This window comes from Chitinophaga niabensis, from assembly GCF_039545795.1.
In the GTDB taxonomy this organism is placed as follows: Bacteria; Bacteroidota; Bacteroidia; order Chitinophagales; family Chitinophagaceae; genus Chitinophaga; species Chitinophaga niabensis_B.
Genome location: NZ_CP154260.1, coordinates 564541 through 591028 on the forward strand (window position 1 = coordinate 564541; position 26488 = coordinate 591028).

20 protein-coding genes and 1 tRNA gene are annotated in these 26488 nt (G+C 45.8%); 17 read left to right on the top strand and 4 right to left on the bottom strand.

Translation table 11 applies throughout. The annotated features are described in order from the left end of the window. Nucleotides 1-241: 241 nt before the first annotated feature. The 16 genes from AAHN97_RS02465 (at nucleotide 242) to AAHN97_RS02540 (ending at nucleotide 19940) form a co-directional block, all read left to right on the top strand. Nucleotides 242-847, top strand: a complete 606-nt coding sequence (locus AAHN97_RS02465) for a DUF4254 domain-containing protein (protein ID WP_343305970.1) — start codon at nucleotides 242-244, stop codon at nucleotides 845-847. Further along, nucleotides 831-1832: a glycosyltransferase family 9 protein gene (locus tag AAHN97_RS02470; RefSeq protein ID WP_343305971.1), complete on the top strand. Its 1002-nt coding sequence runs from the start codon at nucleotides 831-833 to the stop codon at nucleotides 1830-1832. Before AAHN97_RS02465 ends, AAHN97_RS02470 begins: the two co-directional genes overlap by 17 nt. Nucleotides 1833-1936: 104 nt before the next feature. Further along, nucleotides 1937-2007 (top strand) — tRNA-Gln (locus AAHN97_RS02475). A 147-nt stretch (nucleotides 2008-2154) separates the two neighbouring features. Next, the gene (locus AAHN97_RS02480; RefSeq protein ID WP_343305972.1) at nucleotides 2155-2817 is read left to right on the top strand and encodes a hypothetical protein; all 663 of its coding nucleotides are present in this window, start codon (nucleotides 2155-2157) and stop codon (nucleotides 2815-2817) included. A gap of 158 nt (nucleotides 2818-2975) precedes the next feature. Continuing rightward, a complete protein-coding gene (locus tag AAHN97_RS02485) occupies nucleotides 2976-4469 on the top strand; it encodes a serine hydrolase domain-containing protein (RefSeq protein ID WP_343305973.1) in 1494 nt (497 codons plus the stop codon). A gap of 59 nt (nucleotides 4470-4528) precedes the next feature. Further along, nucleotides 4529-5038, top strand: a complete 510-nt coding sequence (locus AAHN97_RS02490) for an OmpA family protein (protein WP_343305974.1) — start codon at nucleotides 4529-4531, stop codon at nucleotides 5036-5038. A 164-nt stretch (nucleotides 5039-5202) separates the two neighbouring features. Next, nucleotides 5203-6408 carry an efflux RND transporter periplasmic adaptor subunit gene (locus AAHN97_RS02495; RefSeq protein WP_343305975.1) on the top strand — a complete coding sequence of 402 codons (1206 nt, stop codon included), beginning with the start codon at nucleotides 5203-5205 and terminating at the stop codon, nucleotides 6406-6408. Then, a complete protein-coding gene (locus AAHN97_RS02500; RefSeq protein WP_343305976.1) occupies nucleotides 6405-7154 on the top strand; it encodes an ABC transporter ATP-binding protein in 750 nt (249 codons plus the stop codon). Before AAHN97_RS02495 ends, AAHN97_RS02500 begins: the two co-directional genes overlap by 4 nt. A 9-nt stretch (nucleotides 7155-7163) precedes the next feature. Beyond that, nucleotides 7164-8384 (top strand): ABC transporter permease, encoded by a 1221-nt coding sequence (locus AAHN97_RS02505; RefSeq protein WP_343305978.1) that lies wholly within the window; start codon nucleotides 7164-7166, stop codon nucleotides 8382-8384. Nucleotides 8385-8426: 42 nt separating this feature from the next. Continuing rightward, entirely contained in the window at nucleotides 8427-11378 is a 2952-nt protein-coding gene (locus AAHN97_RS02510) for a S41 family peptidase (protein ID WP_343305979.1), read from the top strand. Further along, nucleotides 11375-11926, top strand: coding sequence for an RNA polymerase sigma factor (locus AAHN97_RS02515; RefSeq protein ID WP_343305980.1), 552 nt, complete (start codon nucleotides 11375-11377; stop codon nucleotides 11924-11926). The genes AAHN97_RS02510 and AAHN97_RS02515 overlap by 4 nt, the downstream gene beginning before the upstream one ends. A 65-nt stretch (nucleotides 11927-11991) precedes the next feature. Further along, on the top strand, nucleotides 11992-13032 hold the full coding sequence (locus AAHN97_RS02520) for a FecR family protein (RefSeq protein ID WP_343305981.1): 1041 nt from the start codon (nucleotides 11992-11994) through the stop codon (nucleotides 13030-13032). A gap of 152 nt (nucleotides 13033-13184) precedes the next feature. Continuing rightward, nucleotides 13185-16478 (top strand): SusC/RagA family TonB-linked outer membrane protein, encoded by a 3294-nt coding sequence (locus tag AAHN97_RS02525; RefSeq protein ID WP_343305982.1) that lies wholly within the window; start codon nucleotides 13185-13187, stop codon nucleotides 16476-16478. Nucleotides 16479-16487: 9 nt separating this feature from the next. Further along, nucleotides 16488-17894 carry a RagB/SusD family nutrient uptake outer membrane protein gene (locus AAHN97_RS02530; protein ID WP_343305983.1) on the top strand — a complete coding sequence of 469 codons (1407 nt, stop codon included), beginning with the start codon at nucleotides 16488-16490 and terminating at the stop codon, nucleotides 17892-17894. A 2-nt stretch (nucleotides 17895-17896) separates the two neighbouring features. After that, nucleotides 17897-18892, top strand: a complete 996-nt coding sequence (locus AAHN97_RS02535; RefSeq protein WP_343305984.1) for a cyanophycinase — start codon at nucleotides 17897-17899, stop codon at nucleotides 18890-18892. Between the two features lie 16 nt (nucleotides 18893-18908). Continuing rightward, nucleotides 18909-19940 carry an isoaspartyl peptidase/L-asparaginase family protein gene (locus AAHN97_RS02540; protein WP_343305986.1) on the top strand — a complete coding sequence of 344 codons (1032 nt, stop codon included), beginning with the start codon at nucleotides 18909-18911 and terminating at the stop codon, nucleotides 19938-19940. Nucleotides 19941-19987: 47 nt separating this feature from the next. Here the strand turns inward: AAHN97_RS02540 and AAHN97_RS02545 are convergent, their stop codons facing one another. The 4 genes from AAHN97_RS02545 to AAHN97_RS02560 form a co-directional block, all read right to left on the bottom strand. Next, nucleotides 19988-20719: a DNA-formamidopyrimidine glycosylase family protein gene (locus tag AAHN97_RS02545; RefSeq protein WP_343305988.1), complete on the bottom strand. Its 732-nt coding sequence runs from the start codon at nucleotides 20717-20719 to the stop codon at nucleotides 19988-19990. 27 nt (nucleotides 20720-20746) lie between these two features. Continuing rightward, nucleotides 20747-22060: a GntP family permease gene (locus tag AAHN97_RS02550; protein WP_343305989.1), complete on the bottom strand. Its 1314-nt coding sequence runs from the start codon at nucleotides 22058-22060 to the stop codon at nucleotides 20747-20749. Between the two features lie 17 nt (nucleotides 22061-22077). Further along, nucleotides 22078-22977: a PhzF family phenazine biosynthesis protein gene (locus AAHN97_RS02555; RefSeq protein ID WP_343305990.1), complete on the bottom strand. Its 900-nt coding sequence runs from the start codon at nucleotides 22975-22977 to the stop codon at nucleotides 22078-22080. 62 nt (nucleotides 22978-23039) lie between these two features. After that, entirely contained in the window at nucleotides 23040-24266 is a 1227-nt protein-coding gene (locus AAHN97_RS02560; protein ID WP_343305991.1) for an ROK family protein, read from the bottom strand. A 371-nt stretch (nucleotides 24267-24637) separates the two neighbouring features. On the opposite strand from AAHN97_RS02560, the gene AAHN97_RS02565 reads away from it, so the two are divergent. Then, nucleotides 24638-26485 (top strand): FAD-dependent oxidoreductase, encoded by a 1848-nt coding sequence (locus AAHN97_RS02565; protein ID WP_343305992.1) that lies wholly within the window; start codon nucleotides 24638-24640, stop codon nucleotides 26483-26485. The last annotated feature ends 3 nt before the right edge of the window (nucleotides 26486-26488 follow it).

Here is a 26488-nt window from a genome sequence, read left to right on the forward strand (position 1 = left end):
AATAAACAGCATGTGTATTCAACTGATTGCAATGGCGCGAGCTTTTTGAAAAGCCCTCTTTAGAGAACCATTAAGAGCCTACACAATTGCATTCTCGAACATTCACATGATTTATGCCCGGCACATTGTATCTACAGTGTGCTTTTTTTTGTGGGTAACGTGTAGGGTTCTGCGTTAGCCCCTGCCTGGCCCGGGGGATGCCGGGTATGGGATTTTCAAAATTCCAGACTACATTTGCTGCATGTTTACTGAACTTTGTATTGGCATTTTTGACCAGAGTATCCGGGATTACCATGTTCACAATGATATTTACCGGAAAGTGGAGAACCCATACGGAAAAACTACCGTGGAACACCTGTTATACGGGAAAAACTGGATAGATACTGTTCAGTGGCACCTGGAAGATGTGGTACGGGACCCGCATATCGATCCGGTAAAAGCCCTGGACCTGAAACGCTGGATCGACCGCTCCAACCAGGAACGGACAGATATGGTGGAATACATAGACAGCTACTTTCTTGATAAATATAAGGACGCGATCCCCCAGCCGAAGGCTACCATTAACACGGAAAGCCCCGCCTGGGCAATAGACCGCCTCTCCATCCTGGGGCTCAAGATCTACCACATGCAGGAGGAAGCTACCCGCCCGGATGCCAGTGAAGAGCATCGCAAAACCTGCCAGCGGAAGCTGGACATCCTGCTGGAACAGCAAAAAGACCTTTCTACCGCCATCGAGGAGTTGCTGGAAGATATCAGCAAGGGCCGCAAATACATGAAAGTGTACAAACAGATGAAGATGTACAACGATCCTTCCCTCAATCCTGTATTATATGGCCAAAAGCCGTAGTATCCTGGCTATACGGTTTTCTGCCATGGGAGACGTGGCTATGACCATTCCCGTGATGAAAGAGGTGCTGGATGCGCATCCGGAACTTACCATCATTTTCGTGACCAATAAGAACTGGGGGCCACTTTGCGAGGGGATTCCCCGGCTGGTATTTGTGCCGGCTGATCTGAAAGGGGTGCATAAAGGGATTCCGGGCCTGTACCGGCTCTTTTCTTCCCTGCGTAAAGCCTTTCCGGAGATCAGTGCGGTAGCAGACCTGCACCAGGTACTGCGTTCCCGTATTGTGAGAACCTTTTTCCGGCTCGGGGGAATTCCGGTGGCGGTGATCGATAAAGGGCGGGAAGGGAAAAAACGGCTGACCAGGAAGGAAGGGAAGGTGCTGCAGCCACTGACCACTACCATTGAACGATACCGGCAGGTTTTCAGGGAGCTGGGGCTGGAACCAGGAATACCGGGTTCAGGAACATTACCCCGGCAGGCCAATGATAAACTCCAGATCGGTATTGCCCCCTTTGCCACATATAAGGAAAAGACCTATCCCGTTGAAAAAATGGAAGAGGTGATCCGGCAGCTCACTGCAAGAGAAGAGGTGGAAGTGTTGTTGTTTGGCGGCGGAGCACAGGAAGTGGCACAATTAAATGCACTGGCTGCCAGGTTTAGCCGTGTGCAGGTAATGGCAGGGAATTTCAGCCTGAAAGAAGAATTATCCATTATCAGCAGGTTAAAACTGATGGTAAGTATGGATTCCGCTAATATGCACCTGGCCTCCCTGTTTGGCGTACCCGTAGTATCTGTCTGGGGGGCTACGCATCCTTATGCAGGGTTTATGGGGTATGGCCAAAAAGAGGAGTTTGCGGCACAGATCGACCTGTATTGCAGACCATGTTCTGTTTTCGGAAATAAGCCCTGTTTCAGAGGAGATCATGCTTGTATGGAACAATTATCCCCGGAACGGATTGTTGAAAAAATATGGATGTTGATTTGATGAAATGCTTGTGGGGACAAGGATTCCAAGGTTTTTTTCAAAAAAAGCGGAAGTTTTTTTTGCAGAAATAAAAAAAAGTATACTTTTGCAATCCCAATCAACGATGTCCCATAGTATAATGGTAGTACGACAGATTTTGGTTCTGTTTGTCTTGGTTCGAATCCAGGTGGGACAACAAAGGGTTAGAGAAGATCTTCACAGGTCTTCTCTTTTTTTATTACCTCTCCCCGGGCCTCATTTACTTTATAACAATTATTTCATACCTGTTTTGTTGTTTGGCCCATGCAACCAGACTAATTTCCCTGCCTAAACTATTCATTTTATGAAACATGTTTTATTGGCCACAGCGCTTTTTATGACGCTTGCGGTGCATGCACAGAAAAGTTCATTAACGGAATATCCGGGTACTTACAAATTGGGTACAGGTGAAGCCGCACAAGATACGAAGGTGGAGTTGAGAGAAGACAAATTGACTATCAGCGGTAGCAGGGGGAGTGCTAATCTCAGCATGCTGAAATCTGATACCTTCTCTGTTGATGAATATGGTGGCGAAGTCATCTTCCTTCGTAACCCCGCCAAACAGATCTCCGGTATCAAAGTAAACATTCCTGCAGCCAATATAGATGTGGAAGGTATTCGTGTAGACGATATGATGGAATATGTAGGTACCTATAAAGTGGGCACTGGCTATGATGAGGATGAAGTGAAAGTAATTTTGAAAGATGGTATCCTTACTGCCAGCAGTCATGCTGGTACTGCAGACCTGAGCCGTCAGGTAGCAGATACTTTTAAGGTAGAGCGATATGGTGGTTACATAATATTCAGGCGTACTGCCAGCAAGATCTCTGGTATCAGGATTGACATTCCTTCTGCTAACATCAACGTAGAAGGCGTGAGGGTTGGATCCACAATGCCCCCTGCTGCATATAGAGAACCTGCGGAGGATAAAAAAAGCTATATGATGTATGCTATTGTTATAAAATAGAAAATGCACAATTTTTTTATGCCAATGCCCGGTAGTAAGACTGCTGCCGGGCATCCCATATAACACCATCACACAAGACGTTCAGTTTACCCCATTTTCAATCCGGTTCATACCATTTCCCCCATTTATACCCACCATACGGATAAATTTATATCCATATGAAACATGTAGTTTTAGCCATATTGCTGCTGGTATTATACCTGCCCTGCCGGGCACAGTCTATAGACAGTATGATCAATACCTGGAACGCTCATGGCATTTTCAATGGCGGAGTTATCATCGTACAAAAAGGTCATGTTGTTTACCAACGGTCCGCCGGTTATGCCAACTTTGAAACAGGCGCTCGAAATACTGAAACAACTCCTTTCAACCTGGCCTCTGTATCCAAACCATTCACTGCCATTGCGATCCTTCAGCTGGTTCACAAGAACAAGCTGAAGCTGAATGATGCACTCGCACAATATTTACCAGACTTCCCTTATCCTGCTGTTACTATTGAGCAGTTGCTTTCACATACATCAGGTCTTCCGGAAGCAGACCAGTTTGAAAAACCTTATTTCGCTGAAATACTTTCTAACAGGAAGATCTATGCACACCTGGTACAATTGAAACCTCCGCCATTAGCAGCTGCAGGGGAGAAACACTTCTATAACAATCTTAACTTCATCTTATTGGCAGTGCTAGTAGAGAAAATTACAAAGACGCCGTTTGAGGCCTACATGCAACGGAATATTTTCAGGAAAGCAGGTATGAAGGACACTTATGTTCGTGGTACTAATAGCCCCAACACTGCACGTTACTTTCTACCCACTTTTTATGATACCGCATTTCAGCATGTTGATTCGGTAACCAATCGTAAGATTTATACAGACTATCCGCTGGGTGGCACACAGGGAGATAATAATGTGATCACCACCCTGCAGGATATGGTAATGTTCGACAAAGCCCTGAACAATGGAAAACTGCTACCATCTCACCTGGTCAAACTCATGTATCAACCGGTGAAGCTGGCAAACGGGAAGAATTTTTTCATGGGCGGCTCAAAAACATATACGCTGGGCTGGAATGTTAATGAAAAAGATGCTTCAGGTAAGTTCGCTGTCTGGCACGATGGCAGCCTCGTTGGCCTCACCACTATATTTTTCAGGAACCTCACAGACAGCATCACTTATATGATGTATGAAAACCGCAATGTTCCCAACTTTTTCCGCAGGTACCTGGCTATTCAAAATATAATGGATGGCAGGAAACCTGCTCCTGTTTCGCTGCAAAAGTCCCTTGTAAGAGAATATGGAGCCACGCTCGTAAAGTACGGGCCTCATCCTGCCGCATGCAGGTTTAACGAGTTAAAAGCAGATACGGGATGGTATTTTTATGAGCACGAAATGAATGAACTGGGGTATCATCTGCTGTTAAAGTCCGACTTCGAAAACCGGGTGGAATTAGCACTGGAAGTCTTTAAGCTGAACACGCTGCTGTTCCCGGGAAGTACCAATGCATATGATAGCTATGCAGAAGCTTTGATGAATGGTGGGCTGAATGCACAGGCAATAGCCATGTACAAAAAGTCCCTCCAATTAGATCCCAGTAATGCCGGCGCCAGGCGTAACCTGGAGAAACTCATATCATCCAAATCCAAAATATTAAACTAAAACCGCATAAAACGCTGATAATCTATATTTTAGATATCTTCGCAGCAAAATTATGCATAATGAAAAAGATGTTACTCCCGGTAATTACCGCATTGATTGTATTAACCTCCTGCGCTGCTTCTAAAAAACTAACAGCTGAACAGCAGTACATGAATAAGCAATACAAAGAACTAAAGACGGCATTGAATGAAGCAGAAGTAAGTATCCTCAACGACAGTCTGAAAGTGATCTTCCCGGATCATATATTGTTTGCTACCGCATCTGACCAGTTAAAAGATGATATCAAACCCACGTTTGAACGTTTTGCGGGTGTGCTGAATAAGTATGATAAAACAAAGATCATGATCACCGGGCATACAGATAATACCGGTGTTGCGTCTTATAACAGGGACCTGTCTGAAAGACGCGCGGTAAGTGCCAAACAATTACTCAATAATAACAAGGTAGATAATGAACGTATGTTCACCTGGGGCCTTGCAGATCGTGATCCTATCGGGGATAATACCACGGAAGCCGGAAAAGCAAAGAACCGCCGGGTGGAGTTTGTGATCTTGTATAACCTGAAATAACTCTTTAAAAGAAAGATAATGGTCCGCCGGTTATGTGAAAACATGGCCGGCGGACCATTGTCGTTAGGACCAGCATAATCTGTATAATATTTGTTAAATAACATTATCTATTTAAACCCTATTGCCAGCTTTGTAGTCATTGATAACATTAATGGGTATGACAGATGAAAAAGTATAGAAAGGGTATTATTTCAATTATACTGATCCTTGTTGCAGTGGTGGCCATCTGGTATTTCTTTATCAGGAAAAAGGAGGTGCCTGTGAGCTTTGAAACCGCACAGCCGGAATATGGGCACATCGCCACCACGGTCACGGCAACGGGCACACTCAGGCCTGTAGATACAGTGGCAGTAGGTACACAGGTATCCGGTACCATCAAGCACCTTTATGTGGATTATAATACACAGGTAAAGAAGGGGCAACTGTTGGCGGAGCTGGATAAATCTTTGTTCCAGGCACAGGTAGACCAGTTCAGGGCTAACCTGCAGGTAATGAAAAGTAACCTGGAATATCAGCAGAATAATTTTTCAAGACAGGAAATGTTATATAAACAAGGCGTAATTGCCAAAGCAGATTATGATATAGCCTACAATCAGATCAACCAGGCTAAGGCAAATCTGGCAAGTGTAAATGCACAACTGCAAACGGCGTTAAAGAACTTTTCCTTCACTGAAATATATTCCCCGATAGATGGTGTGGTACTCAACAGAAATGTGAGCCTGGGCCAAACAGTAGCCGCCAGTTTTAATACGCCCACCTTGTTTGTGATCGCAAAAGACATTGCACACATGCAGGTGGAAACGAGTGTGGATGAAGCAGACATTGGCAACGTAGCAGATTCACAGCGGGTGACCTTCACAGTAGATGCATACCTCGATGATGTGTTTGATGGAAAGGTGCAGGAGATCAGGTTGTCCCCGTATGTATCATCCAACGTAGTTACCTACAACACTATTATCAATGCCACCAACTCAGCGATGAAGCTGAAACCGGGCATGACTGCCAACGTTACCATCTTCACCGCGGAAAAAGATACTGCCTTACTGTTGCCGGTAAAGGCGCTGAAGTTCCGTCCTGATTCCACAGGTTTGAAAGATTATGTGATCCTGAGTGCAGTACATAAGAATCCAACTAAAGACAAACCAAAGCAACGGGTTGGTTCATCCAATTACGTTTGGGTGATGCGGGGCGATACACTGCAGCAGAAACATATCCGCACCGGTTTAAATGATAACACACATATTGAAGTACTGTCTGGCTTAACACCTCAGGACGTGGTGGTGATGGCCATGAATGGCAGCAGTGGCCCAATAGCGGCAAGTGGCACGGGCAGTCCTTTTTTACCAAGAATGGGAGGGCGCAGACGATGAACAACAAAATACTTGAACTACAGGAGATCCGGCGTGAGTTCGTGATGGGCACTGAAGTAGTGCGCGCGCTCAAGGGTGTTTCCTTTGACGTGCATGCTGGTGAATTCGTTACCATCATGGGGAGCAGCGGCTCCGGCAAAACAACCCTGTTGAATTTGCTGGGCTGCCTGGATAAGCCCACATCCGGCAATTACCTGCTGGATAGTGTGAATATAAAAGACTTGTCGCGTAATGAACTGGCAAGGTTGCGCAATCATAAAATAGGTTTTGTGTTCCAGGCATATAACTTGTTGCCGCGTACCTCTGCATTGGAAAATGTAGAGTTGCCTTTGTTTTATAATCCTTCACTAAGCACGCAGGAAAGAAAAGCAAGAGCAGTGAAAGCATTGCAGTCCGTAAAGTTGGGAGACCGGCTGGATCATATGCCCAATCAACTTTCCGGCGGACAGCAGCAAAGGGTGGCCATTGCGCGTGCATTAGTGAACGAACCAGTGATGATCTTAGCAGATGAAGCAACCGGTAACCTGGATACACGCACATCCTATGAGATCATGCTGCTGATGCAGGAACTGAATCAGCAACAGGGAAAGACCATCGTATTCGTTACGCACGAACCGGATATTGCCGCATTCAGCAGCAGAACGGTGATGTTGCGGGATGGCAAAGTGGTAAAAGACAGTATGAATGAAAACGTACGTTCGGCAAAGGAAGCGCTGGCTGCATTACCTGTAACGGACGACTATTAATCTGAGGGTATGCATGCAATGAACCTCATACGGATCGCATTAAAAGCACTGCAGCGTAATAAGCTGCGGGCATTCCTCACCATGCTGGGTATCATCATTGGGGTGGCCGCCGTGATTGCCATGGTAGCTATTGGTGAGGGTTCCAGGCAAAGTATTCAGTCGCAGTTGAGCAGTATGGGATCCAATATGATCACTATCCTGCCCAGCAGTAATGTAAGCGGTGGTGTAAGGATAGAAGGAACCAGCTTTCAAAGTCTTACTATTGAAGATGTAAAAGCCATACAACGGGATGCGGAATATGTGAGTGAAGTATCGCCGGTATCTTCTACAAGAGGGCAGGCTATTTATGGTGCATTGAACTGGCCTACCAGTCTGCAGGGGGTAGCACCTTCCTATTTTGATATCCGCAAGCTGGTGGTACAGGATGGCGTGAGTTTTACGGATGCTGATGTAGTCAGCTCGGCTAAAGTATGTGTATTGGGGCAAACGGTGATCAGCAATCTGTTCCCCAGTGGTGAAAGCCCTGTAGGCAAGGTGATCCGCCTCAACTCAATTCCCCTGCAGGTAATAGGTACATTGGCACCCAAGGGGCAAAGTTCCTTCGGGCAGGATCAGGATGATATTATTCTCACACCATATACAACCGTACAGAAAAGAATACTCGCCACTACCTACTTTCAGAGTATCTATGCTTCTGCTATCAATGAGAATTCCTCTGTACCGGCTACAAATGAGATCACTGCCATCCTTCGGGAAACACACCGGCTGCGGCCAGCGGATGAAAATAACTTCCAGGTAAGAACAATGGAGGAACTGATCAAAACACTTGGTTCCACCAGTAGTTTGTTAACTGTGCTGCTCACTGCTATTGCAGGGATCTCCCTGGTGATAGGAGGGATCGGTATCATGAATATCATGTATGTTTCTGTAACGGAACGAACGAAGGAAATAGGCTTGCGTATGTCCATCGGGGCAAGGGGAGTAGATATACTACTACAGTTCCTGGTAGAAGCTATCATTATCAGCATCACCGGTGGTATTATTGGGGTATTATTGGGTATCACTGCAGCACAGGTGATCACGCTCACATTAGGATGGCCTACGCTGGTGTCTGAATCCTCCATTGTATTATCCTTTATGGTGTGTGCGCTGACTGGGGTGTTTTTTGGATATTATCCTGCACAGGCCGCTTCCCGGCTGGATCCTATTGAGGCTTTGCGGTATGAATAGTTAAAATCAGCAGGTTCCATAAATCTTTTGTACTTTTCTCGGATGAAACGCATCTTCCCGTTGCTATGTTTTATCCTGCTATGCCACAGCGTGTCTGCTTTTGAGATTCCCTCATGGCTACGCTATCCCGCTATTTCACCAGATGGGAAGACCATTGTTTTTACATACCGGGGAGATCTTTATAAGGTGCCCGCAGCAGGGGGATCTGCTACCCAACTCACTACAGATAAGACTTATGAATTCATGCCGGTGTGGAGCACGGATGGACAGTCTATAGCTTTTGCAAGTGACAGGAACGGTAACTTTGATATATACATTATCCCTACCACAGGAGGAGCACCTAAACGCCTCACCTGGCATTCTGTGGATGAATACCCTTATGATATAAAGAACGGCAAAGTGATCTTCGGTGCAGTAAGGCTCGATGATCCCGATAACCGTCAATTCCCTTCAGATGCTTTGCAGGAACTATATGAAGTGCCGGCAAATGGAGGCCCTGTCACGCAATTACTTACTACACCGGCTGAAGATGCAAAGGTGAGTCCGGCAGGCCGTTATATCATCTACCACGACAGAAAAGGCCGGGAAAACATCTGGCGGAAACACCAGGTATCTTCCATTGCACGGGATATCTGGTTGTACGACAACCAGACAGGCACACATAAAAAGATCACTTCTTTTGAAGGAGAAGATCGAAATCCCGTATGGGCGGGTGAAAAGAATATTTATTATCTGAGTGAGAGAGGAGGCAGCTTTAATGTATTCACTACTGATATGGGAAATAACATACAGCAGGTGACCTTCTTCAAAGAACATCCTGTCCGCTTCCTCAGCATATCGCAGGATGCCACACTTTGTTTTGGTTATGACGGTGATATATATCTGCAGGCTAAGAACAAAAAGCCTGTTAAGGTAGCCATTGATATAGTAGCACCTGCAAAACATACAGATGAAATAAATGTGCCACTCAGGGATATAACAGAACTGGCTATACCTTCCGGTAAAGAACTGGCTTTTACTGCGCGAGGTTATATTTTCACCGGTAGTACATCGGGTAAAACATGGAAGCGTTCTGTTTATGCAGGTAACCAGGTAACAGGCATCAGCTTTTCCCCGGATGGGAAAGATCTGTTGTTTGCCAGTTTTATGGAGGGCAAATGGAGGATCACTTCTTCGTCTGCAGTGATAGCCAGTGAGCATGATTGTTACCAGCCGGTATATTCCCCGGATGGAAAGGAGATTGCTTTTATTGAAGACAGAACAACGCTGAAGATCTACAATATAGCATCGGGGAAATTCCGCACTATCCTTGGCCCTGATCAACTCACCAGCCGGAAGGAACATGATCAGTATTTTGAATGGAGCCCCGACGGCAACTGGCTGCTGGTGAAATTCAATGAACCGGGAGCCGGAAATGATGAAGTAGGTATGATCAGCACATCGGGAAAAGGAAAACTGATCAATCTCACGCAAAGCGGATACAGCGATACGGAACCGCACTGGGCGATGAATGGGAAAATGATCGTTTGGTTCACAGACCGGAATGGTTTACATAGCTATGCAAATAGCAGTACCCGCCAGAATGATGTGTATGCTTTGGAACTACCCGCAAATAAGAAGATAAGGCTAACAAATTATCCATCCCTGCTGGCCGGTGCATTGGTAAGTGGTAACGGGGAAATGCTGTATTACCTGGCTAAACAGGGAAAGAATTATGACCTCTGGTCCTGCAACCTCCGTACAAAAGAAACGAAAATGCTGCTGTCGCTGAATATAGAGGAAACAGTCATGCAATGGGATAAAGAGAAGAAATTGATCTATATGCTGGCAGATGGAAAGATACTAAAAGTAGATCCCCTTGCCGGAAAGAAAGAGGAGATAGTATTCACAGGCACCTTTCCTGTAAATGTAAGAGAAGAAAGAAAAGAGATGTTTGATTACATCTGGAACAAAACTAAAAAGACCTTCTATACTGCCGGCATGCATGGTGTAAATTGGGATGCACTGAAAGTAAGCTATGGAAAATTCCTTCCTTTCATCGATAATAATTATGACATGGCTGAAATGCTCAATGAGTTGTTAGGTGAATTAAATGTAAGCCATACTGGAGCTACCTATCGCCCTGACAGAAAGGACGGGGATATCACAGCTTCTTTGGGCGTATTCTATCAGGGCACAACCATCAAGGAGATCATGAAGGGCGGCCCGCTGGAAGGTTTAGTGAAACCCGGTGAGGTGATAGAAGCAATAGATGGAGAAAAAAACCAACCAGACAAAGACTTTGCAGCCTACCTTAACCGCAAAGCCGGGAAAGAGATCGTACTTACCGTATCAGGGAGGCAGATCAAAGTAAAGCCCATCAATCCGGCAGCAGAATTTGATCTTGTATATGAACGGTGGGTGAAACGTAATGAGGAAGAAGTGAGTAAACTCAGCCATGGCACATTGGGATACGTGCATCTCTATCGTATGAATGATAATGCTTACCGTCAGACCTATGAAGAAGTACTGGGCAAATATCCCGGCAGGAAAGGCATTGTGGTGGATACGCGCTTCAACAGGGGTGGGGACCTGGCATCGGAACTGATCATGTTCCTCGGTGGTAAAAAGGTAAGGGATAACACCACAGACCATTTCCTGGTGAACAGCGAGCCTTCTTTCAGGTGGGCGAAACCTTCCATCGTACTGGCCTGCGAAGCGAATTACAGCGATGGCCAATGTTTTGCACATGATTACCAGGTATTGAAAATGGGCAAACTGGTAGGCATGCCTGTTCCCGGAAGCTGTACCTGGATGACGGGGCAAACGATGATGGACAATACCATGCACTTCAGTGTACCCACTGTAGGAGTAAAAGACCTGCAGGGAAGATATCTTGAAAATGTAAGTACACAACCGGACGTTGAGGTGATGAATGAATTTGATAAAGTGGCCAAAGGAGAGGACCAGCAACTGCAGGCAGCCATCCGGGAACTGATAAAAGATCTGAAGTGACAGGGGAAGAAAACAATAGCGCTTATTGGGAAGGCATCAGGAAAGGAAATAAACAATCCTTTTTTGATCTCTATAACAATACCTATTTCCACCTGGTGCGGTTTGGGTTGAAAGTCACGGCCAATGATGAATTGGTGAAAGATACGGTTACGCAGCTCTTTCTGCAGCTCTGGGAAAAGCGGCACAGGCTAAATGAAGTAACGCAGGTAAGGGCTTACCTGTTCACCTCCCTGCGCAGGATGCTGATAGATCAGCTGGAATACCATGCAAAGATAGACACGGCTATTGAGCGGATGGCTCAGCAGGAGGTAACAACAGAACTGCCCTATGAAGAGATAATTGTACGTGTGCAGCAGGATGAAGAGTTGAAACGCAAACTGTATCATGCCCTGCAGCAGTTAACTCCCCGCCAGAAAGAATTGATCGGGCTGATGTTTTTTGAAGGATATTCTTATCAGCAGATCGCAGAGCATACTTCTCAAAGTGTAAAAACGGTATATAATACCATCTATAATGCCATCCACCTGCTCCGGCAGCTCCTCAAATAAAAAATTTAAATTTTCTTTGGGTAAAACGCACCTTTCTGCCGTCAGTAGTAGAAAGGTGTATGTAGATGGACCAAAATTACCGTAACGCAGAGGATTTCCTCTGTGATGAATCCTTTCAACGTTATTGCCTGGGTACAGACCCATCTGCCACTGCACAGTGGGAGGAATGGATGGAAGCGCATCCGGAAGCCGCTGCGGATATAGCAGAAGCCAAAAAGATCTTTGCTATCCTGAATGCCAACCAGGGAAACCTGCAGGAGCAGGCTGCCCAGCTGCAGGATGGGATGGACCGTTCTATCTTACTGAAAGAAGCATTGGAAGAAACACCTAGACGCAAATTCCGCTACATCTCCATCGCCGCCGCTTTTGTGGTATTACTCAGCCTTCCGCTGATCTGGAAATACACCACTGATAAAGATAAGATGCCCGCACTGGCCGCAACCATCCAGTCCGGCACCGAACCCAGGAAAACACTGGTGCTTTCAGATGGTTCCGTACTGACCATGAGGAACAACAGTACCGTCTCTCTCTCAGAAGGATTTGGAAAAAGCAACCGGATTCTCACCCTTTCCGGTGAAGCCTTTTTTGATGTAAAACCAGATCCTGCACATCCCTTCATCGTACATACAAAAGACGTTAGTATAGAAGTATTAGGCACCGTATTCAACGTGAGCGCCTATCCGGAGAACGTATATACAGAAACAGCCCTTTTCAGGGGAAAGGTATCCGTTACCTCTAAAACAAACCCGGAGCACAAAACCATCCTTACACCAAATCAAAAACTCGTAGTCTATGCCGGTAAGGCAAAAGATACTGCTGCATTAAAAGTACGCTCCCTGGCGGTAGACCCCCAGGACCATAAAGCAAAGGAAATTGCATGGGTAAGAAGCAGGCTGAAGATCCAGGATGAATCATTAGAGCAGATCGCCATCCGTTTGCAGAAATGGTATGGCATACAGATCGTTATCACAGACGAAGCCGTGAAGCAATACAGCTATTCGGGCACTTTTGAAAGTGAAACAGTGATCAAAGCATTGGAAGCACTACAGTTATCTTATCCCTTCAGTTTTCAGATGGAGCAGAGCAGGATCGTAATCAGTAAATAAAAATAAAGTGGGAAGTGTTGGCGCACTTCCCGGCGGTTAGTTAAAAGAATTAGGGTATTCATTCACTAAACCATAACAAAGTTATGAGAAAAAATGTGTTGGAGCCGGGTTTTATATGCCCGTTTCCATCTAAACGCGCGCTAATATTAGCTATGAAACTAATTACGCTACTGCTTCTTTTAGGCCTGCAGGTTTATGCCGTGAACGGTGCAGGGCAGGATAAGATCAGCTTGGACCTGCGGAAAAGCAGCATCCGGCAGATCCTGAACGAGGTGGAAAAACAAACGGACTACCGTTTTGTATACCACACAGGCACTTTGCCGGATAACCAGCGGGTGAGTATTTCTGTACAGAATGCCAACCTGGCCCAGGTACTTTCCCGCGCTTTTGCAGGACTGGGATTGGGTTATGTGGTGAAGGAAGATAACCTGGTGGTGATCATGCCTTCCAACAAAAATGCCCCGGTAGATAAAGTAGTGAAAGGGCGCGTAACAGGTTCTTCTAATGAAGCCCTGCCGGGCGTAACCATCCAGGTGACCGGAACCGCTACCGGCACCGTAACAGATGCGACTGGCCGCTTTGCAGTAGCTGTGCCGGATGGCGCTAAAACACTGGACTTCTCTCTCCTGGGCTTCATTGCCCAGCAGGTAACGATAGGTGACCGGGAAGAGATCAATGTAGTACTGCAACCTTCTACCACCAGTCTTGGTGAAGTAGTGGTAACAGGTTACACCGGTTATAACAGAAGTAAATCTGTTTCTGCTGCCACTACTATCGGTGGTGATAAGATCAATGATGTCCCTTCCGCCACTTTTGAACAGGCCCTGCAGGGCCGCGTTCCCGGTTTACAGGTAAACGCTGTATCCGGTCAGCCGGGTACCAGTGCTAAAGTTACTTTGCGTGGTGTGGGTACCATTGCCGGTAATACCTCTGTATTGTATGTGATGGATGGTGTGCCTATTGAAGCAGGTACTTTTCAGTCTATTAACCCCGGAGATATTGAATCTGTAACCGTGTTGAAAGATGCTTCTGCAAAAGCACTGTATGGTTCAAGAGGTTCCAATGGCGTGATCGTGATCACTACCAAAAAAGGGAAGTCAGGAAAAGTAGCCGTGGAATACAGGTCACAATATGGAGTTTCTACATTAACCACTCCCCGTTTCGATATGATGAACTCCGCACAGCGGAAAGAATTTGAAGAGGGCATTGGTGTGGAAACCGGCGCGGAAGCGGGTCCTTTCTGGATCTATTCCAAACTGAACCCGGATTATGCAGGTAAATCTCCTGCTGAAAAAGCTGAAGCAGACCGTATTGTAGATAGTCTTCTCCACCTGGATACAGACTGGAGAGACCTGTTCATGCGCAACGGCCGTTATATGGAACAACAGGTTAGCGCCAGCGGCGGTAATGAAAATATCCGCTTTTACTCCTCCCTCAATTACTTTGATCAGCAGGGATTGGTAAGAGTATCAGACCTTAAACGTTACACACTAAAAAACAATCTGGACTTCACGGCAGGTAAATTAACTGCCAACTTAAACGTGAACGCAGGGTATTCAAAGGGTAATCTCATTCAGAACGAAGGTGGTTCAGGGGCTAATAACCCTTTATCTGCCGTGTACTATGCGTTGCCCTATGAATACCCTTTTGCGCCTGATGGCAAATTGGTTACCACAGGCGATGGTTCCAATTATCCGGTGCTGGACTTAAGGGAAGGAAGTGATTCCTATGAAAGGATGCTGAACACTACCAGGAAACAGAACCAACTGAAACTGATTGTGAGCACTTCGCTCAGTTATGAGATCGTAAAAGGACTCGTGGCTAAAACAAGATTGGGTATCGATTACCGCGATCAGGTGAATGAAGAATGGATCAACCCGGATTCTTATGCAGGCCGCAGGGTATCTAACGGAAGACTTGGTAGTTATAATGAAGGTTCTGTAAAGAATTCTTCCCTGATCTCCACTTCCGGGCTTACTTATAATACTACATTCAATTCAAAACATGAACTGGAGGTCTCCGGTTATTTTGAATACCTGCAGAACAGGTACAGCACTTTCGGTTTTACCGGTTACGGATTAGATCCGAGATTACCTGAAACACCTGCTGGTGTGGGAGACCCGGGAACATATACGCCGCTGCTTACCGGGGGCAAGTCTAAGAATGCTACCGCTTCTTACATCGGTTTGCTGCGTTACACCTACAACAATAAGTATACCTTCAACGGAAGTTACAGAAGGGATGGTTCTTCCATGGTGCCGCCCACTAACAGGTGGCATGGTTTCTATTCTGCAGGGGTAGCCTGGGAAGCTAAGCGCGAACAGTTCCTGGAAGATGTCAGCTTTATTGCTACACTGCGTTTCAGGGCCAGCTATGGTACCACTGCCAGCCAGTTTGGTAGCGACTTTGCTTACCTGGCCACTTTTGCCAGGGCTTCTTATGGAGGTAATGCCGCTATTGTTCCCAGCCAGCCCGGTAACCCTGAGTATGATTGGGAATATGCAAAAGAGTTCAACGCAGGTTTCGATATCGGGCTCACAAAAAGCAACCGCATCCGCCTGACGATGGAGTATTACAACAGGATCACCAGTAACCTGTTCATAGATCAGCGATTGTCTTTCACTGCCGGTGTACCGGATGAAACATTACCGATCAGTTCCGGTAAAATGAGGAACAGGGGCGTGGAGATAGATCTGCAGGGAGATATCGTACGAAAGAACGACCTAACCTGGACGGTGGGTGTGAACATGGCTTACAACAAAAACAAAGTGCTGGACCTGGGTGGTGCGGAAGAATTTGAAAATGGTTATACCGGTATCATCCGTGTGGGCCTTCCTTTTGGCGCACACTATGCACCTAAATGGGCAGGCGTGAATCCTGCTAACGGAGATCCGCAGTATTATACAGCAACAGGAGAGATCACCACAGACTACAATGCAGCTACCATGAGTGTAGCAGAATTTGGTACCTACATTCCTGAAATAACCGGTGGTTTCAATACTTCCCTCACCTGGAAGAACTTTTATGCCAATGCTTTACTGAGCTTTAATGCAAGAGTGATGCGGTATAATAATGAGGATTATTTTAATGAGAATCCCAGCTTCATCACCAGTAATCAATCCACCCGCTTGTTGTACAACCGCTGGAAGAAACCAGGTGATAATGCTATCCTGCCTCGCATAGATGCAGATCGTAATTACACTTCCAGGGATATACAGGATGCTTCTTTCCTGCGCTTAAGGAATGCAAACATCGGGTACAATCTTCCGAAGAGTGCATTGGGTAACATGAAATACATAAAAGGATTACAGATCTATGTACAGGGGCAAAACCTTTTCACCTGGACAAAATGGAGAGGTTTCGATCCTGAAAATGGTAACGAATATGCCCGTTTCAGTTATCCTGCTCCGAGAACTTACGTGGTTGGTTTAAATGTTAACTTTTAATCCTTCATTATGCGCATCAGAAAATATTCTCTATATACACTCCTCATAGCCTTTGCCACAACTGCCTGCAATAAGCAGATAGACCTGCGCCCTTCCGATTTCATAGACCCGGAGGGCGCTTACCAGAAAGTGGACGATATCAATAAAGGATTGCTGGGAGCTTATTCCACACTCGATTTCCGTTCCAGCATGTATTACACTTCCATCATCACGGATGAGAACATGCTGCCTTCCGAAAACAGCACCGGATCAGGTTTTGCCACACACCGCTGGCAATATGATGGTAGTTTCCTGCACCCGGCCTTTAAGGATAACTATGTTGCCATCGATCGTTTGAACAGGGCTTTGAGTGCTTCCTGGAAAATTCCGGTAAAACCCTCAGAGCAGGAAGCTATCAGTCAGTACAGGGGAGAATTGCTGGCCCTGCGTGCCTACTGCCATCTGGAACTGATCAGGAACTTTGCTGCGAGATATGAACCGGATGCATTGGGTGTTCCTTATATGGACAGCTCCATGAACAGCAAACCCGCCCGCCTCACTTTTGCACAAACAATGGCCAGGATCAATACAGATCTTACCAATGCCAAAAACCTGATACCTGCTGGTTTTGACGACAGGATCAGGATCACATCAGTCGCTGTATCTGCATTACAGGCACGTGCAGCCCTGTACGAAAAGAACTGGGATAATGCCATTGCGTATGCTACCGAAGTGATCAATGCTTTGCCATTGGCTTCCAAAACTGCCTTCCCGCAGATCTGGAAGGATAATTCCAATGCAGAAGTGATCTGGAAACTGAAAAGGGTAGAAGGAGATGAGATTATCGGTAACCTCTATACACAAGCCGGTTTCCTGGATGATCCTGCCGGATCAAGGATCTATTATGCCGCTTCTTATAAACTTACCAATCTCTTCGATAAAGTAAATGATGTGCGTTTCGGTGCTTATATCATGATAGAGCCGGGCCGTTTGGCGGATAATAAAGTGCCGAACGTGGTGGTGAAATATATCAAAGCAGATGGCTCCAATCTCACGGATGTGAAATTGCTGAGAACAGGAGAAATGTACCTGATCCGTGCAGAGGCCTATGCAGAAAAGAACAATCTCCCCAAAGCAGGAGATGACCTGAATGATCTGCGTGCAGCCCGCATCACAGGATATACACCGGTGACGATCGTGGATAAGGACATCATGATCGATAACATCATCACAGAACGTTTTAAAGAACTGGCTTTTGAAGGACATCGTCATTTTGACCTGCGCAGAAGGAATTGGAGTATCTCCCGTAACCCGGAAGATGCCGTGAATGCCCTGGGTGCTGTATTGTTAAAACCTACAGACGCGCAGTATGTATTTCCCATCCCTAACAGCGAGTTAAGGGCCAATCCAAATATGAAACCAAACCCGGGATACTAAGTATGAAAGGATATATGATCCTGTTCTTCATAAGCATAGCTGTTTATGTACAGGCACAGAAGAGAGTCGCATCACTGGGTGTAATCGGTGATACAACAGATGTTCAGACAAAAACAAGTGGTGGCGTGGCATTGATCGGTGGCGGCGGAGATGTTCCCGGTGCTTTTAAATGGATGATCAAAAAGAGTGGTGGTGGCAATGTAGTGGTGATCCGCGCGTCCAGCAATTATTTATACAACCGTACGATAGACAGTTTGGGTAAAGTGGCTTCCGTGGAAACACTGCTGATCGATTCCCGTGAACTGGCAAATAATCCGGAAGTGGAAAGAGTGATCAGGAATGCAGAAATGCTTTTCATTACCGGAGGCGATCAATCCAATTACATGAACTTCTGGCGGGCTACTAAAACAGCGGATGCTATCAATTACCTGCTGAATGTAAAGAAAGTACCTGTAGGCGGAACCAGCGCAGGCTGTGCTATCCTCACCGGTCTTTATTACAGCGGGGAAACAGGCAGCGCTACGGCAGCAGCATTGAAGAACCCATATGATTCACTGGTGACCTTATATAACAATGATCTCCTGCATCCGCCTTTCTTAAAACATGTGATCAGTGACCAGCATTATGTGGCAAGAAAAAGACAGGGCAGGCATATGGCTTTTATGGCACGTATTATCACGGACTGGAAGATCTATCCGAAAGGGATCGCGCCGGATGAAAGAACAGCGGTTTGCATTGACGAGAAAGGGCAGGCGCAGGTGTATGGAGAAGGGAAGGCTTACTTCCTGATCACAAAAGATCCACCTGAGCAATGTGCGCCTGGTAAACCAGTAGAATGGAAAGCCAACCAACAGGCAGTGAAAGTGTATGAGTTGCAAGGCACTCCGCAGGGGAATGGCCACTTCTCCGTAGCTGATTTTTCTGTAAACAAAGCGAAAGGAGGAAAGTGGTATTTTTGGTGGGTTGAAAACGGACTCTTAAAGGAAAGGTTACAATAAAATCTATTATCTGTTTATGAGAAAACTACTGCTCTTTTTGCTCGTTCTGCTGATAAGCGCCTGCAAGAATACACAACAACGGAACATGGGGAACTATGTATTAGTGATCCATGGCGGCGCGGGTACCATCCTCAAAAAGAACATGACGCCTGAAAAGGAAGCCCGTTACAAAGCCGGTCTGGAAGAAGCGCTGAAGAAAGGGTATTCCGTTCTGGAAGCAGGCGGTACCAGCCTGGATGCGGTAGAAGCTACTATTCATATACTGGAAGATAATCCTTTGTTCAATGCTGGTAAAGGTGCCGTATTCACGCATGATGGACGGAACGAACTGGATGCCGCTATCATGGATGGTAAAACACTGGCAGCAGGTTCTGTGGCAGGTGTGCGTACCATCAAAAATCCTATCACCCTGGCAAGGGCAGTGATGGAAAAATCAGAGCATGTGATGATGGTGGGTAATGGGGCAGAACAGTTCGCAGCAGAAGTAGGTGTGGAAATAGTAGACACTTCCTATTTCAGAACAGAAGAACGCTGGCAGGGATTACAGAATGCCTTAAAAGAAGATTCTATTAAAGCAAAGCTGGACCATAGCTTCCTCACACCACAAAAAGCAGGCACCATTAACCGCGATAATAAATTCGGTACTGTTGGTTGCGTGGCATTAGATCATAGTGGCAATCTTGCCGCAGGTACTTCCACGGGTGGCATGACCAATAAGAAATACGGACGTGTGGGGGATGCACCTATCATTGGTGCCGGTACTTATGCCAACAATAAAACAGTGGCTGTATCCTGCACAGGATGGGGTGAGTTCTACATCCGCAGTGTGGTAGCACATGATCTCTCTGCACTCATGGAATACAAGGGCCTGTCTGTACAGGTGGCTGGTAAAACAGTGATCAAAAAAGTAGGTGACCTTGGTGGAGATGGTGGATTGATTGCACTGGATAAAGATGGTAATATGGCCATGCCTTTCAATACAGAAGGGATGTACAGGGGGGCTGTTACCAAAGATGGTAAAATTGAGATATTGATCTATAAAGAATAATATTTTCGGAAACCTTAAAAGACCGTCTCAATTGCTGAGGCGGTTTTTTATTTATACAGTACCTGGCAGTTTTCACAGAAGAATGTTCTGCGGTTTGTTTTGCCCAGGTATTCTTTTATTAATGGAATATGGCAGCGCGGGCAGGTCTTTTTGGTATGCACTTTCCAGTGTTTCTTCAAAACATAGGCCTTCTTCCATTCCAGGAAATCAAAACTATACTTAACAGCCTCTTTGATCAGGTCTTTCTTTTGCTTAAGCGGCAGCTTACCTACTTTACTGGCAGGGTGTACCTTTATTCTGAACAGCACTTCATTTTTAATGATATTCCCGGCGCCTGCAAAGATGTCCTGGTTCAGCAATGCATCACATACAAGGGTTTTAGGGATCTCATTAAGGCTCGCCATCGCTTTCTTTGCATCCCAGGTTTCACTCATTACATCCCTGCTCCAGTCATAACGTTCATCCAGTGGTTCATCTATGATAACAACAGAGCAGGTGTAGAAATTAATCTCTCCTTTGCTGAATTGCAGGTGTAAACGGGGTGGGGAATCTTTGGTTTCATTGATACGGTAAGTGCCGAAAAGAAGGAAATGTATACGTACGGTAAAGCCAGAGAAGCAGATCAGTAAATGTTTACCCCAGCTTTTGATGTCTGTGATCTTTTTCTTTTCCATGCGCTCCAGTGCAATCTTTGCATTACCGGAAACAGCCGTTACTTTCTTGCCGATAAATGGCGCAAGCGCTTCTTTTAATATAACAATTGATGGTCCTTCTGGCATGTGGGTTAAAACACAATATTCAGGCCATTACAGTAAAAACAACGATAGGATGTACACGATCACCAATGTTGTTAAGCCCATGAATAAGCTAGCCACGGAATATACCTTTAACATGGGTTTCATCTCCAGCCCGGAGAATTTGCTGATCACCCAGAAGTAGGCATCATTGGCATGAGAGATCATCATGGAGCCGCCCCCCAAAGCCAGCATGCAGAGTAGTTTACCCATATCACTATCCAGCCCCAGTGCAGGCAATAAAGGATGAATGATGGAAGCGGCCGTAATAATAGCTACGGTAGAAGAACCCTGAGCTGTTTTCAATAAGAACGCGAGCAAAAAGGGGAAGATGATCCCCAGGTTGCCCAGTGATAAGGAGCTGTTAAAATGATCGCCAAGTTTGGTGGTGGCAAGTACAGCGCCAAAAGCTCCACCTGCACCAATGATCACCAGTATACTCCCGGCTTTCTCTGCGGCTTCCTGCATTAAATTACTCACTGCATCCCTGTGCCATTTGGTACTGGTGAAGAAGGCAAGTATCACACCAATGGATAAAGCAATGATAGGATCACCTAATACGTGCAGGATGGCGGCGCCTTTTTGCAGATCACTGAATGCACCAACGCCAATTAAAATAATAGGAACAATAACAGGAAGGAAGGCTTTCCAGACAGGAATATCTGGCAACACCTGTGTTTCTTCTTCTTCATCCATGGCTGTTACCGGGATCTTTTTGCCCATGTAAGCTGCCCACCAGCAACCTACCACAGCAGCAGGAACGGCAACGAGTATACCTATCAGAATAAGTTTGCCAATGTCCGCGCCAATAATACCTGCAGCAGCCGTAGCGCCAGGGTGGGGAGGAATTAAACAATGCACAGCGTACAAGCCGGATGCCAGTGAAACAGACATTACAAGAATGGAGATACCACTTCTTCTTGCTACAGATTTATTTAATCCGCTTAAAACAATATAACCGGAGTCGCAGAAGATGGGAAGTCCTACAATGAATCCTGTAATACCCATGGCAGCTGCTGCATTCTTTTCTCCCACTAACTTTAAAATGAATGCCGCCATCACACGCGTACTGCCTGTATGTTCCAGTATCACACCCAGCATGGTACCCAGCATGATCACAAAACCAAGGTTTTTCAGGATATGCCCGAAACCTTCTTTCATGGCTGTTACAATTTCAGCAACAGACAACTGCACGCCTAAGCCCACCACAAAACACGCGAGGAATAAAGCGAAGAAAGCATGCACCCGGAACTTTACCGTGAGTAGTACGATCAATCCAATACCTGCTGCGAGAGACAGCAGTACTTGTAAGAAGGAAGTGGCCATACCTTAAATATACGCAATTACACATGCAATATCCCCTCCATCACAATGATGGAAGAGCCGCTGAGCCAGATGCCTTCAGGTGTTATGCGAAAACGCAGCACGGAGGGCTGGTTCATTTTAACACCCTGCAGTATACTGTAATCCGTATGCTGGTGAATGTATCCTTTTAAGAAGAGGAAACCGCCAAGAGGCCCGGCAGCACTGCCGGTAGCTGCGTCTTCATCAATACCGATGCCCGGATTGAAGAAACGTGCCTGCGCAATCTGTGGGGTATCCTTGTCCGTTATGGTAAAGCAGTAACAACCTTCAAAGCCATAACCGGTGGCCAGGTTCTTCAGGCTGGATTTTACAGGTACAGCCCTGTTCAATGCTTCCATGTTTTTAATGGGGATCATCAGATGAGCTACTTCTGTTCTAACAACAGTAGGCTGCCAGTCGCGCACCACGAGATCTTCCGGTTGCAGGGAAAGTGCGGCGGCCATGTCTTCAATGGGAACGGTATTGCCGGTGGTGGCGGGTTTTTGCAACATACCTACATAGGGGAGGTCGTGCCCGTTGTTTTCAATAGAGATGGGGATGCGCTCATCTTTCATGATCACAAAAGGTGCTTTTTCCTGGTGGCGGAAAATGTTCATGTCCTTCAGTTCCGCGAGGCAGATAGCACCAAGGAGGTTATGCCCCGCACCATTTATTTCCACACCGGTGGCTGTGAAGGAGCGGACTTTTAATGCCTTTTCTTCTTTTGAATAATGAATGAACGAGGTCTCGGAATAATTAAATTCGCGGGAGATATCATGGTATAGTTTAAGGTCCAGTTCTTTATTGATCACCACTACTGCCAGCTGATTGCCTTTAAACCTTTCATGGGTGAATACATCCAGCACATAATACTGCATGGATCTTTGTTCCGTTGTCATAGAGATAGCCTTTAAATTGGGCGATAAATGTACATGCCCTGCGCTATCCCGCCAAATTATTTCTATGCCAGGGATAATAATTTATTCCGCACCAGCAGGCAGGCCCCAATGATCCCTGCTTTTTCGCCCAGGCGAGAGAGGATCAGCTGTGTATCATTATTAACCAGGCTCAGTGAGAATTTATTAATGGCACTTTTGATGGGCAGGCGGATGTAATCGCCCGTGGTGGAAATACTGCCACCCAGGATCACCAGCTCAGGGTTAAAGAGGTTGATGAGCATGGCAATGCCTTTTCCGAGTTTCTCGCCGATCTCTGCTACCAGTTCAATGGCCAGCATATCATCATTATTGGCAGCATGTATGATATCTGTTAAAGTGATCTGCTCCGGTTGTTTGTGTTTGCGCATCACCACGGTAGAAAAACCTTCCTTCAGTTTTTCCTGGAATTTGCGGACCAGCGCAGCACCGGAAGCTTCTGTTTCCAGGCATCCCTTTTTACCGCAATGGCAGATCAGCTCATTATTAAAGAAGGGGATATGCCCGAATTCCCCGGCAAAACCGGATTTACCATAATATAACTGACCGTTGATGAGGATCCCCAAACCAATACCATGGTCCAGGTTCACGAACAGTACATTCTTTTCATTGTTGACTGTGCCGCTGCTGAACTCACCGTAAGCCATGGCGCGGGAATCATTCTCCAGGAAGGTCCTGATGCCAATGCGGGCCTCGATCACCTTGCTCAGCGGCTCTTCATCAAAATGGAAAAAGCTGTAGCTGTAACCAGTTGCATAGTTAATACGGCCGGAGAGGTTCACACCTGCCCCCAGGATCTTTTCCCTGCCAACAGGCAGCTCATCAATGAACTTCACGACTATCTTACACAGATCATCTAATGAGGCAGCCGTGTTCTGCAGGTCGTAAGGGATCTTCTCTACGAACTTTACAAGGTTCTTTTTGAAGTCCAGCAGGCCAAGATTAATATGGTACCGCTTTACTTCCACACCAATAAAAAAGCCGGCGTCCGGCGCCATGCCATATAAGTTAGGTCTTCTCCCTCCTGTGCTGTCCACTTTCCCGTAGTCGTGCACAAGGCCTTCCTGCAGGAGTTCGTTCAACAGCGTGGTCACTTTAGGGGTGCTGGCATTCAGTTCTTTGGCCAGGTCTGCAATGGTCGCATTATTGATATTGGCAAAATAGGCGATCATCTTTTTCTTCAGACTTAGATTCTTATAGGCGACACCACCCAGGGTTTCATTATTTAATTCTTCAAAGAATGTTTGACTCATGTGAGTTGGGGAGATAGTTTTTTTAAAAAGTTTTACAGCATTTGCCACATCTTATAAATGTACAATCTACGCAAAGATATTCTTTTTAAAAAAAATTAAAAACAAATCTTCATAATATGCCCGTTTTAGGCAAAATTCTTCTTATTCCGGCCATATCCCGGAAAACGATGATACTATATTCATTTTTGAGGCTACTTTTCTTATTTATGAGGTTAATAATACTCTAGTTAAAAAATAATATTAAAAAGTACTTGTCTTTTAATAAAATTTATTCTTATTTAGAGGAATCATTTTAAATATTTAGATGCCAACCAGATCTGAATATTATTCAACAGGCAGGGGACTTTAACAATATATAATCGACTAGAAGGATGCGCAACTGTACTCAGCTATTAATACTGGTATTCAGCTTTATTTATACTACTGTGAACGCACAAACGAAAACTGATCTGTTGGTGATCGGTGGCGGTGCAAGTGGTACAATGGCTGGAATTCAGGCCGCCCGTATGGGCACTAATACACTGATCATAGAAGAAACTACCTGGCTTGGAGGCATGCTTACTTCCGCAGGGGTATCTGCCATTGATGGTAATAACAGGATGCCTTCTGGTTTATGGGGAGAGTTCCGTTCTCATCTTTATACTTATTATGGTGGTCCTGCTGCAGTATACACCGGTTGGGTGAGTAACTGTTTATTTGAACCGCATGTAGGCAATGATATATTAAAGAAGATGGTGGCTGCCGAACCCAAACTGCAGATCGCTTATCAAACCAAATGGCAATCCATCCGCCGCCTGAATGATCGTTGGGAAGTAACCATCCTGCAGGGAAAGAAGAAAAGCACCATAGAAGCAAAGCTGGTGATAGATGCCACTGAGCTGGGAGATGTAATGGCAGCCGCAGGTGCAAAGTATGATATCGGGATGGATAGCCGTGATGAAACAGGAGAACTGCAGGCGCCCGAAAAAGCCAACGATATTATACAGGACCTTACTTATGTAGTGGTACTGAAAGATTATGGCAAAGGCGCCAACAAAACCATTCCCAAACCGGAAGGATACAATGCGGCTGAGTTTGCCAAAAGCTGCGATGTATCTGATCCTGCTTCTTTTGATTCTCCGGATAATAACTGCCATCATATGATGCAGTACGGCCGCTTGCCGAATAATAAATACATGATCAACTGGCCGAAATCCGGCAATGATTTTTATCTCAATATTATTGAGCATACACCTACAGAAAGGGAGCAAGCCCTGAAAGCTGCGAAACTGCACAGTTTGCGCTTTATCTATTACCTGCAGACCGCGCTCGGCTACAAACATTTGGGCATTGCGGACGATGAATTTCCTACAACTGATAAATTACCCATGATCCCTTATCACCGGGAGTCCCGCCGTGTAAAAGGAGAGGCTGTGTTAACAGTGAATGAAGTGTCCAGGCCTTATGAAAAGACCTTGTATCGTACGGGCGTGGCTGTAGGGGATTACACCATAGATCATCATCATGAAAAGAACCAGGCAGCACCAAAGATTGATTTCGTAAAGATCCGTGTGCCTTCTTATAATGTTCCTTTAGGCAGTCTCATACCAAAAGGAGTGGAAGGATTGATCGTAGCGGAAAAGAGCATCAGTGTTACGAATATCGTAAACGGCGCTACCCGTTTGCAACCTGTGGTATTAGGCATTGGCCAGGCCGCAGGTGCCCTTGCAGCCATTTCCCTTCAGCAAAATATGGCACCTCGCCAGGTAGTGATCAGATCAGTACAACAGGCACTGCTGGATGCTAAAGCTTACATCATGCCTTTTATTGATGTACCTGCGGAGAGTACGCATTTTGCTGCTATCCAGCGCATTGGCGCTACCGGTATTCTAAAAGGAACAGGTGTTCCTTATCAATGGGCCAACCAAACATGGTTCTACCCGGAGAAGATCATTACACGTTATGAACTTACAGAAGGCCTTCGCTCTTATTATACTTCCCTGTTGAATTACTGGGGCGCATCCGGCGATCCTTTAACACTGCAATTCCTGCTGGAACTTTTTGATAAAGCAGGTACTAAAGTAACATTGCAACAAGTGGAAGCGGATTGGAATAAACTGGCGCTTGCCGGAAAACCTGTTGCCACACTGGAACTCAACAGAAGCACTACAGCTGTATTAATAGACTATTATTTGAAGCCATTCCAAAAGGGCGTGGACTTTAGCGGACAATTCAATTAATTC